At 34.4% G+C, this 10,812-nt stretch carries 11 protein-coding genes and 1 pseudogene; 4 read left to right on the top strand and 8 right to left on the bottom strand.

What is annotated here, in order from left to right; all coding sequences use genetic code 11:
- The first annotated feature begins 222 nt into the window (after positions 1-222).
- Positions 223-1,125 (top strand): aldo/keto reductase, encoded by a 903-nt coding sequence (locus tag Q9B79_RS17235; RefSeq protein WP_306186162.1) that lies wholly within the window; start codon positions 223-225, stop codon positions 1,123-1,125.
- A 24-nt stretch (positions 1,126-1,149) separates the two neighbouring features.
- Here Q9B79_RS17235 and Q9B79_RS17230 read toward each other — a convergent pair whose 3' ends face one another.
- Together Q9B79_RS17230 and Q9B79_RS17225 are read right to left on the bottom strand one after the other, a co-directional pair.
- A complete protein-coding gene (locus Q9B79_RS17230; RefSeq protein ID WP_101167254.1) occupies positions 1,150-1,734 on the bottom strand; it encodes a GNAT family N-acetyltransferase in 585 nt (194 codons plus the stop codon).
- A 75-nt stretch (positions 1,735-1,809) separates the two neighbouring features.
- Positions 1,810-3,282: a flavin monoamine oxidase family protein gene (locus Q9B79_RS17225; protein WP_306186159.1), complete on the bottom strand. Its 1,473-nt coding sequence runs from the start codon at positions 3,280-3,282 to the stop codon at positions 1,810-1,812.
- 177 nt (positions 3,283-3,459) lie between these two features.
- On the opposite strand from Q9B79_RS17225, the gene Q9B79_RS17220 reads away from it, so the two are divergent.
- Both Q9B79_RS17220 and Q9B79_RS17215 read left to right on the top strand, forming a co-directional pair.
- Positions 3,460-3,651, top strand: a complete 192-nt coding sequence (locus Q9B79_RS17220) for a DUF3896 domain-containing protein (protein ID WP_306186156.1) — start codon at positions 3,460-3,462, stop codon at positions 3,649-3,651.
- 105 nt (positions 3,652-3,756) lie between these two features.
- The gene (locus Q9B79_RS17215) at positions 3,757-4,758 is read left to right on the top strand and encodes an LLM class flavin-dependent oxidoreductase (RefSeq protein WP_306186154.1); all 1,002 of its coding nucleotides are present in this window, start codon (positions 3,757-3,759) and stop codon (positions 4,756-4,758) included.
- A gap of 75 nt (positions 4,759-4,833) precedes the next feature.
- On the opposite strand, the pseudogene Q9B79_RS17210 reads toward Q9B79_RS17215, so the two are convergent.
- The 3 genes and pseudogenes from Q9B79_RS17210 to Q9B79_RS17200 all read right to left on the bottom strand — a co-directional run.
- Positions 4,834-5,040, bottom strand: a pseudogene (locus tag Q9B79_RS17210) (alpha/beta hydrolase); the annotation flags it as partial.
- 207 nt (positions 5,041-5,247) lie between these two features.
- Positions 5,248-5,703: a DUF3939 domain-containing protein gene (locus Q9B79_RS17205; protein WP_098669046.1), complete on the bottom strand. Its 456-nt coding sequence runs from the start codon at positions 5,701-5,703 to the stop codon at positions 5,248-5,250.
- 155 nt (positions 5,704-5,858) lie between these two features.
- On the bottom strand, positions 5,859-6,302 hold the full coding sequence (locus Q9B79_RS17200) for a Dps family protein (RefSeq protein WP_000105198.1): 444 nt from the start codon (positions 6,300-6,302) through the stop codon (positions 5,859-5,861).
- A gap of 241 nt (positions 6,303-6,543) precedes the next feature.
- Here Q9B79_RS17200 and Q9B79_RS17195 point away from each other — a divergent pair, with 241 nt between their 5' ends.
- Positions 6,544-7,584, top strand: a complete 1,041-nt coding sequence (locus tag Q9B79_RS17195) for a YkvI family membrane protein (protein ID WP_306186150.1) — start codon at positions 6,544-6,546, stop codon at positions 7,582-7,584.
- Between the two features lie 36 nt (positions 7,585-7,620).
- On the opposite strand, the gene Q9B79_RS17190 is transcribed toward Q9B79_RS17195, so the two are convergent.
- The 3 genes from Q9B79_RS17190 to Q9B79_RS17180 form a co-directional block, all read right to left on the bottom strand.
- Positions 7,621-7,989: a DUF3979 family protein gene (locus tag Q9B79_RS17190; RefSeq protein WP_306186148.1), complete on the bottom strand. Its 369-nt coding sequence runs from the start codon at positions 7,987-7,989 to the stop codon at positions 7,621-7,623.
- Between the two features lie 294 nt (positions 7,990-8,283).
- A complete protein-coding gene (locus tag Q9B79_RS17185) occupies positions 8,284-8,589 on the bottom strand; it encodes a hypothetical protein (protein ID WP_064474202.1) in 306 nt (101 codons plus the stop codon).
- A 199-nt stretch (positions 8,590-8,788) separates the two neighbouring features.
- Positions 8,789-10,771, bottom strand: coding sequence for a HAMP domain-containing methyl-accepting chemotaxis protein (locus Q9B79_RS17180; protein WP_306186145.1), 1,983 nt, complete (start codon positions 10,769-10,771; stop codon positions 8,789-8,791).
- Between the last annotated feature and the right edge of the window lie 41 nt (positions 10,772-10,812).

Below are 10,812 nucleotides of genomic sequence, written 5' to 3'. Positions count from 1 at the left end.
GAACGTATGTTTCTGTTTTTCTTGAAAATAAAATATTGCTTTCGATTCACCTCACCACCTTCATTTACGTTTAGAGGTGGGAGTCCTCTCGAAAGGCATGATAGAAAAAATCGTTTTTATAGCAAAACATATTTATTGTTTGTACGCCCCTCTAACTATATAATAATATGTAGTAAGAAAGCCTTTTCAAAATAATAATTATTCATCAAGGGGGTACTTATAATGGAACGAGTACAAATGGCCGAAACACTCGAATTTTCTCGTATTATTCAAGGTTTTTGGCGTTTAGCAGAATGGAATATGACGAAACAAGAATTACTTTCTTTCATTGAAGATTGTATGGATATGGGAATTACTACTTTTGATCATGCTGATATTTATGGCGGTTATACGTGTGAAGGACTGTTCGGAGAGGCATTACAACTAAAGCCTTCCTTACGTGAAAACATGCAAATCATCACAAAATGTGGAATCGCTCCCCCATCACCGAAATTTCCAGGGCGTTATGTTGCTCACTACAACACTAGTGCAGAACATATTATTCAAAGTGCAGAAGCTTCACTTAAAAATTTACATACAGATTATATTGACGTATTACTTATCCATCGTCCTGATCCTTTCATGAATCCAAATGAAGTGGCAGAAGCGTTCTCACGCTTAAGACAGGAAGGAAAAGTTCGTCATTTCGGTGTATCTAACTTTTTACCTTCCCAATTCAATATGTTAAGTTCATACTTAGATTTCCCGCTTATTACGAACCAAATTGAAGTATCAGCTCTGCAGCTTGAGCATTTTGAAAAGGGAACAATTGATTTATGTCAGGAAAAACGAATCAATCCAATGATTTGGTCACCTCTTGCTGGCGGAGAAATCTTTACTGGTCAGTCAGAACGTGCTGTACGTGTACGTGAAACTGTGCAAAAAGTCGCTACTGAGCTAGGTGTTTCTAGTATCGATACGGTTATGTATGCTTGGTTACTTGCACATCCAGCTAAAATGTTGCCAATCATCGGCTCTGGTAAATTAGATCGTGTTAAAACAGCCGCTCTTGCTACAAAAGTTAACTTAGACCGTCAACAATGGTTTACAATTTTCGAAAGCTCTAACGGACATCCCGTACCATAATGTACAAAAAGAAGAGCCGTTTCTCTACAGCTCTTCTTTTTCATATGTATTTCTAGTCATCGCAAATACACACATATCCCTTAATCCATTTCCATCTACTGCAACACTCGCACTTTCTAAAACACCCTCTAATTTAAAACCTAATTTCTCAGGTATCGCTCTACTTTTCTTATTTAAAGAATCACAACGAATTTCTACGCGGTTTGCTTTCAGTTCAGAAAAAGCATAATCTGTTATCCCCTTTGCAGCCTCGACCATATAGCCCTTTCCACTAAACCTTGAATCAATCCAATATCCGATTTCAAATTGTGGTATATTCCAATTAACGCGATGTAATCCAGCTGATGCAATAAATTCACCTGTTTCTTTCGAAAAAACTAGTAATCTTAAGTCCTCACGCTGTAAAAATTGAATATGCGATTTTCTAATGCTCACTTCTACTTCTTCCTCTGTTTGCTCTTTTTGTGCAAAAACCATCCATGGTTTTAATTCTTTCATAGAAGCTTGCATTGCATCGTATACAGCTTTACCATCACCTGGTTTTGGCATTCGAATAAATAGCCTTTCAGTATAAAATTCAGAAGGGAAATCGAATAATAACGGATTCACTTTCAACACTCCTTATAATTCTTTTATATATAATAATATCCATCTCAAACTATATAGTAAAGAAATTTCTGAATTTTATACATTTAATTCATTTACATTTAATGCTACACGAACGCCAGATTCAATTGCCCCTTGTATCCATCCGTGATATAACGTTGTATGATCACCTGCAAAGTATAGTCTCCCCCCTGGTTTTATAATAGTTGGTTGTAGTTCAGATTCTTGACCTGCCTGAAATAGCGCAAAACCTCCAAGTGCATATGGATCCAATGTCCAACTTTTGGATATGCCAGACATGAACTCATCGTATACTTGACCACCTAATATTGTCGCTAAGTTCTGTAGTGTGTAATAGATACGATCACCTTTTGATAACCCATCCCATAACAACGCATCATAAGACCATGTATAGCTGCCTAACATTATAGCAGGTCCTTTTTCTCCAATCCCGTGACTTGGATAATAGGCGTAACGAATTGGCAAATCTGTTATAATTCTGCCACCTAATTGTCCTTGTTTTTCCCAAAATCGACTTTTAAATTGAATTCCTATTTTTGTCGCCGGCATATAATGCAATTCACGAATTGCTTTCCATTTTTCATGCGATATAGAATCAAATGGATCTACTTCCACAAAGCGCATTGTCGAAAATGGAATTGTAATAATGACTAAATCCCCTGTAATACTACTATATTCAAAAGTTTCCTCGTTTCGATAAAAAGCTGTTACACCGTTATCGTGTTGTTGTAGCTTCATTAGTTTTTGATTATATATAATATTTTCTTCTAATTGTGGTAAAAATGACTTTGGTAATCTATCATTCCCGCCTACTATTTCGCAAAATCCACTCTCCTCCTGCATAATATATATAAAGCGTAACGTCTCAACAAATGACCTTTCCAAGAAACCTTCTAAATCTAATAAAACACCAATCATCTCAATTGTAACTGGCGAAAAGTAAGTATTATATTGATAAGGATGATACTTTAAAAATTGTCCTGTAGAATATCTCCCAAAATCCTTTACTACAACATCCCAATTTTTCTCTGGGTTCTTTTTAATAAAATTTATAATAGGCTGCACTGCTAGTAATAATAGCTCCTCTGACGTTTTCCCAACTTCATTCATTTCTACAGGATACTTTAATATACTTGGATTTTTTTCATATTGCTTTAATGTCGTTTTCCGGCCATTTACGTAAATAATATCAGTCTCATTCCTATTAATAAAAGGGCTCACCTGTAGCCCAAATTTTCTTATATATGCCATCGTTAATGTGTGAGAATACGGAATTCTCATTGCCCCTACATCCAAATATAATCCGGTATCTTCCATTCTAACTGTCTCTATACGGCCACCTACCCGGTTGTTTGCTTCAAAAATCTTTACTTCATGTCCTGCAGCTTTTAATAAAGATGACGAAACCAACCCAGCCATGCCAGCCCCTACTACTATAATCCGCTTCGGGCGAGTAGTCTTCTTTAACCCTTTATTTATAACTTTTAACGTTTCATCCATCTCAGTGTTATACATTATATCTTTCTGCACAATTCCACCCCTTACTTCATCAAATGGGCATTAGTCGTTTAGTGCATTTTATTCATAAATTCCCATAAACATAACAACAGAGCAAGTTGAATATTCACTAAAAATACATAAAAGATAGCTCTCACATCTCTTCACGCTTCATATAATATAGCAACAACAAATAAGGAGTGGCTGAAAATGAAACCAACTTACGACTACAATGCTACAAAGAAGTATTTAGAAGAAAAGAAACAACGGCTATGCAACAAACTTAGTAATATGCATCTATCTAAAAAAGAACGTGAACAACTAAAACTTGAGATTGATAACTACGAATATATTCTAAATGTAGTCGAAATGAATCATTATGAACGAGGATTTTCACGTTAAAAGTGGATATGTAATTTATCCACTTTTTATTTTGAGCATTTCATTACGCATTTTTCGTAAGTAAATATATAATAGGATGTACATTAAGATTGAGAGGTATATTCTATGATCAAATTAAGTGTATTAGACCAATCCCCTATTTCAGATGGTAGTACGGCAGCCCAAGCTTTTTCACATACAGTTACACTTGCACAAGAAGTTGAAAAACTCGGATATACACGCTTTTGGGTATCAGAGCATCACAATTCTGTCAGCCTTGCTGGCTCAAGTCCAGAAATACTTATTTCTCATATTGCAGCGAAAACGGAGCGGATGAGAGTCGGTTCGGGTGGTGTTATGTTACCGCACTATAGTCCGTATAAAGTTGCTGAGAACTTCCGTGTTTTAGAAGCGCTTTATCCAAATCGTATTGACCTTGGTGTCGGCAGAGCACCTGGTGGTATGCCAATTGCAACTCGCGCACTACAAGAAGGAAAAATGGTCTCACTTGATCAATATCCAGAACAAATTGCAGATGTTGCAATGTACTTACATGATCAAGTACCAGAAAACCATCATTACGCAAATTTAAAGGCTACCCCTGTGATTCAAACATCTCCTGAGATGTGGTTGCTCGGTTCTAGTGGAGAAAGTGCAATGATTGCCGCAAAACAAGGTGCTTCTTTTGCATTCGCACAGTTCATTAACGGATACGGTGGCCCTGAAGTAATGAAGGCTTATCAGGAACAATTCCAACCTTCCTATTTAGGAGATAAACCAAAATCAATCGTTTCTATTTTTGTTATTTGCGGGGAAACAAATGAAGAGGCGGAAAAAGTTGCTTCTAGTTTAGATTTATCAATCTTATTACTAGAGCAAGGCAAACGGACAACTGGTACTCCTTCTATAGAAACTGCACAAAATTATTCATACAGCGCTTATGATTTATTTCGTATAAAAGAAAATCGTCAACGTATGATCGTCGGTGATCCATCTTCTGTGAAAGAACAAATCGTAAACTTAAGCAAAGTGTACAATACTGATGAATTTATGATTGTCACAATTACTCATCGATTTGAAGATAAATTAAATTCTTATCGCTTACTAGCAAATGCTTTTCATTTATAATGATAAAAGGGAGATACATCCATTATGATGCATCTCCCTTTCTTACTACTTATTACTTTTGTCTTCTATATATTTAATAGCTTCTTTCATTACATGCATCGCTTCTTCTTCAAGGCCAGCGGCACTCGCTAGTGCATATTTAAAATTATATATTTGCGCCTCATTCCCCACTATGCCTTTCGCATGCTCCATTATATACTTGTACGCTTCCAAACTTCCTTTATTTGCGTAACAATGTAACGTTTCATTTAATAATTGAATGTAAGTCATACTATTTTTCATACACCCATTCCCCCGTAATATTTTATAATATATAGTTCTCGAACCTTTATACCATTCTATAATCACTGTATATAACTCCAACTAACAATACTTAATCATTACTCCTCTTTATCCAATAATTTTATTATAAAGTCGAATAAATTGAAATTTCGATATTTTTATAAACAAAAAAAGACAACAATATATTTATTGTTGTTTTCAATACATCTACCCACTCTTTTGTTTTTTTCTGTCTGGTTTACTCGAAACTAAATAATGTTTTTCTGAAATATATAAATCTCTTTTTAATATACGATTTAAATACGGTCCTAATTTCATCCCACATATAAGACGCTCTTCACTACCTTCAACAATTGGAAACATTTCTTTTTCTGTCACATATTGATCTACTGCTTTTTGAACGATATCAATTTCTTTAACTAGGTTTAGATTTTCTTCTGTATGTTCAAATACCTCAAGCGTTTCCTTCGTAATAAGAAAACTATTTGTTGGAAATGCAGGTAAATACGGCTTTAACAAATCATAATTTACTGTATAATCATCATTTACTAATACTGTATAAACGATATTAGCATTCGTTTCTAGAAACTTAGCCATTGCTTGTTCTAATTCATCTTTCGTAATTTCACGCTCTTCTTTTCCAGTTCTGAAAAAGCGAAACATCGCATCGCCTCCTTTTTACTATATTATAGCATAAAAGAAAACTGAAAAATCACAAAAAAGCCATTGAAAGAATTTTTCAATGACTTTTTTCTTTATCAACTTATATTTATCCCGCTTTAATGGGCAGTAAGACCCCCACTGATTAAAGTTTCACTTTATTTTAAGAACGCACTTAACATCCATACGTGTTGTTCTAATGTTGTATGAATTGCTAACAACATGTCCGCTGATGTTTCATCGCCAGCTTCACCAGCAACTTCCATGCCTTCTTTTAATTCTTGAATCAGTGCAGAGTAATCATTCACTAATGTTTGTACCATCTCTTCTGCAGATTCCTTGCTTGTCCCCTCATTCACACTAGATGTTGCAAGGTATTCTTTCATTGTCGCTAATGGCTTACCTTCCAATGCTAAAATACGTTCTGCTAGTTCATCAATATACGTTCCAGCTTCATTGTAAAACTCTTCAAATTTCTCATGTAATGTAAAGAAGTGTGGTCCTGTCACATACCAGTGATAATTATGTAATTTCACATATAACACATTCCAGTTTGCTACCTGCTTGTTTAATACTTCAACAACATTTGTTTTCGTACTCATACAATCCACTCCTCTTATCATTTCATAATGTTTATCTTTTAATAACCTAATTACATGTTACCATACATTTCCTATCCTTTCGAACGATTGGCTCATATGTAACAAAGTTTTAACACCTTTAATACTTCCCTAATATCTTTTAATTCATGTATGTTTTCAACTACTTCTTACGTCTAATTGTCCAAGCTCATACATATGCATAATAATAAATCAAGCTCATCGTAGTAGAAAGAGGGATAACATGGACAATCAACAATGGCAAGTAGCAAAGAAAGTCGCTGCTACTTATATTGGAACAGTCGTTGGAGCTGGATTTGCTACTGGACGAGAAATTGTTGAATTTTTTACAGTGAACGGATTTTACGGAACAATTGGTATATGTGTCAGTGGATTTTTTTTTATTTGGCTTGGCACGAAAATGATGTTGCTTTCATCACAAATCGGGGCATTTTCAGCACAAGAATTTAACAAATATTTATTTGGAGATGTATTTGGTAATGTTGTAAATACACTATTATTACTCGTATTATTTGGTGTAACGAGCGTTATGTTATCAGGAGCTGGAGCGGTGTTTGAAGAGCAACTTCGTTTACCAAGACAACTCGGCATTCTCATTACAGTAATTGCATGCCTCATTATAGGTAGTCGTGGATTACAAGGTGTCTTTGAGGTAAATACTCTTGTCGTACCTATTATGATGATTTTTATTATCGGACTTGCTATTACTACTTTTTTACATGGTACAACTCCTATTAGTAACACTATTCCAGCAGAAAGCTGGAATATGAAGTGGATTACTAGCCCAATTACATATGTCGCCTTAAATCTTTCTCTTGCCCAAAGCGTTCTCGTCCCGTTAGCCAGTGAAGTTAAAGATCGAAAAGCCATTTTATGGGGCGGTATTTTAGGTGGAGCAGGACTTTCTTTAATTTTACTATGCAGCCATTTAGCGATCTTATCAGTCGATCAATTTTATCAATATAACATCCCAATGGCTGAAGTCATAAGAAGATTTAATGCAACTTTCCACTTCTTCTTTGTTCTTGTTATTTTCGGTGAAGTGTTCACAACTTTAGTTGGTAATGTATTCGGAATGACAAAACAAATGCAATCGATTACCGGATGGCAAAACAACAATATTATTTTCTTCATTTTACTAATTAGTTATTGCTTTAGTTACGTTGGTTACAGTGAATTGCTCCACATTTTATATCCTATCATCGGATGGGTCAGTATTATTTTACTCCCAATTATTGCCTTTAAACAACTTCAAAAAACATAAAAGGAGCATCCATGTCTTTGGATGCTCCTTTTATGTTTATTCACAATCCTCACAAACTTCCCAGTACGGTCCCATTTCGAGTGCTAAATAAGGCTTTAATTGCAAGCGAATCATCCGACTAGGCATACGTTCTAAAACGAATTGAATTCCTTCTTCCTCTTCGTCTAATTCAACTTTTGAAATCGCAATTCTTTGCATAGTAGAAATAGGCATTCCATCTTTATATAAAGTGATTTTCACCTCATCATATTCATTAAAATACAATTCAACACTCATTTCATTTTTCAACATTTCATCAACAATTTCATATTTATCATTTCGTTCCTGGATTATATATTTCCAGCCGCCTCTACCTTCTTCTTTCGGAGCTGTTTGAAATAATGTCATCAAATCCTCGTATAGCATAAGATAACCCCTCTCTTACTAAAAAACGATGAGTATTTTATATACCCTTTATCTCTATCACTATCCAAATGTATTGTACCATATATCACCGTTTTTACCGTATTCATTTGCTTCATACTGCATATAAAACAGCTGATTTTCTTCATCGCTATATGAATTGTCTCTCATTGTATTTCTTAATATGCTTCTAAAGCTTTCCAAGCATATCAAAATAAGTAAATGCACTCTTTTTCCATCCTTCGCTTAGTATTTCCTTATAATAACAAAAAAGAAGAGTGACTTTTATCACTCCCCTTAAAAGAATTTCCCAGTAGCTGCTAATGCTAATACTAGTATTAAGATTGTAAATAATAATGAGACAATGAAACTAAAAATAGGTAACGCTTTCTTTTCATTCTTCTTAAAGAGTAACTTTAAACTAAGAAAGATGTTTACTGGTACAAATATAAAATAAAAATATTTAACAATTTGCACCGAACTATTTGAAAGTGTTTTTAAAATAAACACTTCAATTAGAAAAACAATAAAAAATGAAATACTTAACCAAAATGAGACATAACTAAGCCAAGAATGTCTTTTGGTCCCCCAATACACTCCCATATTAATAATCTCCTTTATTTGCATTCTATATAATTATTATTATACATAAAGTTAACAAACACCTCTATTTTTCGACAAATATTATACATGATATACCTGTAAACATCATAAACATACTCTCTATCACATTTCATGTTACATAGCAAAAACAGACTACTCCAAAATCGCATACTACGATTTTGGAGTAGTCTGTCCTCTGTTACACTTTAAATCTTTCTATTAACCCTTGTAGTTCTTCTGCCATTTGAGATAACGTACCCGCCGCAGAACTAATCTCCTCAATGGACGCTAGTTGTTCTTCTGCTGATGCTGCAACGTTTTGAGTACTCGTCGCATTATTCTGTGCTGTCATTGCAATTTGTCCTACTGAAATAGACACTTCATTTGCACCTTTCGACATCCCATTAGCCGTTTCAACCATCGTTTTAATTTGATTTGCAATTTCATTTGTAGATTGTAAAATCTCATTAAAGTTTTGCTTCGTTTCATTCGCAATAACAAGTCCAGATTGAACTTCTTCATTTACATGACCCATAGATTTTACCGTCTTACTCATGTCATCTTGTATTTCACATATTAATTTACTAATTTCACTAGAAGATACGCTAGACTTCTCCGCCAATTTACGTACTTCATCTGCAACAATTGCAAACCCTCTTCCGTGCTCTCCCGCTCTTGCAGCTTCAATTGCTGCATTCAAGGCCAAAAGATTTGTTTGATCTGCAATATTTTGAATTACTTCTAGTATGTCACCAATTTGTTTTGATTTATTATTTAGTAACTGTATAACTTCATCTGATTGTGAAACAGATTCTGCAATTGATTGCATTTGATTTACAGTTTTTCCAACTAGTTTCCCGCCATCTTCTGCTTTTTCACGCGTATGAGCAGAAGCGGTACTAATTGATGATGAACTATTTGCTACATGCTGAATTCCTTCTGTTACATCAAATAGTAACATTGCACCATTTTCTACACTTGTCGTTTGCGTTGTTGCCCCGCTTGATATTTCATCCATTGCCATTGTAATTTGCTCAGTCGCTTCACTCGCTTGTCTTACACTTGCCGTCAGCTCTTCTGATGCTGCTGCAACATGTCCAGCCGAAGTATTAATTCTTCCAATTAACGTTCGCAATGCATCTGTCATCTCATTAAACCCTTTTGCAAGTTGACCAATTTCATCATTAGAATGAATTTCGATTGTTTGCGTTAAATCTCCCTCACTTATTTCTTTGGAAGTGGAAACTAATCTCTTTAATGGCTTCGTTATAGAAAGTGTCACAAAATAAATAAGTGTCCCGCCTATAACTAATGAAATGAACATTACAATTAACATATTATAAAATACAGGCTGTGCAGCTTCAATTATTTCATTCGAGTACATCGACCCACTGATTTTCCAACCTGTTTTTACATTTGTAGCAAATACCATTTGTTTTTCGCTGCCATCATACATATATGAAAAAGCACCGTGATTATCTTCATAAATTTTCTTCGCCCAAGAATCAGCTGCTTTTTCCCCTGATTTTTCTTGAGGATGTGCAATTATTTTTTGTTTCCCATCTAAAATGAAAGCATATCCTTTTTTACCAATATTGATTAGCTTTGTTGTTTTTAATAAATTATCCAAACTTAAATCTATTGCTACAACACTGTTTTTATCTTCTGCTTGTTTTGCAATTGTTACGACAATATGCCCATTTCCTTTCGCCTTATACGGCTCACTAATGATAATATCACCTTGTTTTGCCACTGCATCTTTATACCAAGAACGTTCTGTTGGATCATAGTCTGCTGCCATTTGTATATTTGGTTCTTGCACAAATTTCTTATCATTCCCAGCAACATAAACTTGTTCGACATCTTTATTCAAATTGATATATTGAGATAACATTTTTCTTAATTCATCTTGATTATCCCCTTGGTACATATTACCTTGAATCACACGTGCAAAATTATTTACATCATTAAATTTCGCCTCAATCATTTGATTGATTAAATTGTCTAATATTTTTATATTGTCGTGAGCACTGCTCTTAATTTGTGATTCAAAATTCTTTTTAGCTGTTTGATAAGACATACCTCCGATAATAGAGACAGCTGCAATTAAAATAACAAAAAATGAAATTAGTAGTTTTTTTGCTACTTTCATATCACGAAACAAATTTAATAGTCTCCCCATTACAAACCTCCTGCTTTTCAATTTTAAAAGTTAAATCTAAC

Source organism: Bacillus sp. MHSD_36 (assembly GCF_030757775.1).
Lineage (GTDB): Bacteria > Bacillota > Bacilli > Bacillales > Bacillaceae_G > Bacillus_A.
The sequence above is the reverse complement of the archived record's forward strand: the minus strand, read 5'-3'. Positions and strand labels throughout refer to the sequence as shown.